At 61.9% G+C, this 1136-nt stretch carries 1 pseudogene; it reads left to right on the forward strand.

The window, feature by feature from the left end:
• Positions 1–1136, forward strand: a pseudogene (locus J0I64_RS03730) (hypothetical protein); the annotation flags it as partial.

The raw sequence follows: 1136 nt of genomic DNA on the forward strand, positions 1-1136 counted from the left end.
GGCCGTGCCTAATAGCGCCGGCACGCCGCCTGAATATTCCATCGGCTCGACGCTCGAGGGCACTGCAGGCAATCTCGAAAACCTGATGGGCCAGAAGCTCGGCAACCTCGAAAACTTCAAGATCTTCACCTCCTCGGATGCGGACGTGAAGGTGATTTCCTATTCGGACGGCATGGATTCCGTGTCGGTGAAGTTCGAGACGCAGCCGGCAGACGGTGAGATGCTGACCATCGGCGTCAAGAACCGGGATGGCGTCACCACCGACTTCCAGTTCAAGGCCGTCAGCGGTACGCCCGATCCGCTCGCCACCAATCCGCGCGAGTACCAGATCGGCGTCAACCGCGAGGAAACGCTCAAGAACCTGCAGGGGGCCATTGATTCAAGCCTCGGCGGCCTCGACGCTCCGATTAAGATGGGCCGCCTCACTGCTGGCACCATGCCGGCACCGAGCACGACGACCGTGCGCCTTGAAGAACAGAACCCGCCGACGATCTTTGGTTACAAGCTGGCTTCTGCTTCGACCACCAGCAGCAAGATCAATGTCAGCGCCGTGGCCGGCAATCCGGCCAATATGAGCGTCGAGTTTCTCGGCAATCCGCGCGCCGGCGAGTCGGTGACCATCAATCTCAAGATGCCCGATGGCACCAGCACACCGATCGTGCTGCAGGCCGTCGATCGCGAGCCGGTGGCCGGCCAGTTCGTCATCGGCGCCACGCCGGAAGAAACGACCGCGAACTTTGAAGCGGCGCTGAAGCTCAAGCTCGATCAGACCAGCAAGACCGAATTGGTCTCTGCCTCGAGCTACGCGGCCGCGGACGACTTCTTCACCACCGATGGCGTGGCCCGTCGCCTCGATCTTTCTGGTGGCAATCCGGAAACCGCGACGGTCTTCGCCGCACCCAATACCCGTGAGACGGTGAAGTGGTATACCGGCGAAGTCGGCACCACCGGGGATAATCCGCGCCTCTCGGCAACGGCCCAGGTCGATGATTCCACCAAGGTTGGTTATGGCGTCCGCGCCAACGAAACGGGTCTCCGCGAGCTCGTGAAGACCCTCGCGGCCATGAGCTCGCAGGAATACGACATCAACGACTCCACCTCCAAGGCGCGCTTCAGCGCCATGGTTGAGCGGCAGA

Origin of the sequence: Devosia sp. (assembly GCF_017307565.1) — a bacterium.
GTDB lineage: Bacteria > Pseudomonadota > Alphaproteobacteria > Rhizobiales > Devosiaceae > Devosia.